Source organism: Fructilactobacillus sanfranciscensis DSM 20451 (assembly GCF_001436035.1).
Taxonomy (GTDB): Bacteria; Bacillota; Bacilli; order Lactobacillales; family Lactobacillaceae; genus Fructilactobacillus; species Fructilactobacillus sanfranciscensis.
On the sequence record NZ_AYYM01000063.1, the window covers coordinates 1 to 376 of the forward strand.

General features: G+C 37.5%; 1 protein-coding gene. It reads left to right on the forward strand.

Annotated elements, in window-relative coordinates; genetic code table 11:
• Positions 1 to 376 (forward strand): sugar phosphate nucleotidyltransferase (locus FD36_RS06395; protein ID WP_268872346.1); only part of this gene is annotated, 376 nt, incomplete at both ends.

Sequence of the window (376 nt, forward strand, 5' to 3'; positions counted from 1 at the left end):
CACACGAAGAAACCGTTAAATATGGTGTGATCGATCCCATTGAAGAAGTTAGCGACGGTATGTACGACGTTAAACAATTCGTGGAAAAGCCAGCTCCAGAAGATGCACCAAGTGATTTAGCTATCATTGGTCGTTACTTGTTTACTCCAGAAATTATGGATGTTTTGGAAACTACGAAACCTGGTAAAGGTAACGAAGTTCAATTAACTGATGCCATTGATACTTTGAACAAAACCCAAAAAGTTTATGCTCATGAATTCAAAGGTGATCGTTTCGACACTGGTAACAAACTTAGTTGGTTAGAAACTAACATTGAGTTTGCACTACGTCGTCAAGATTTAAGTGATGATTTGAAGGCTTATATCATTGATTTAGC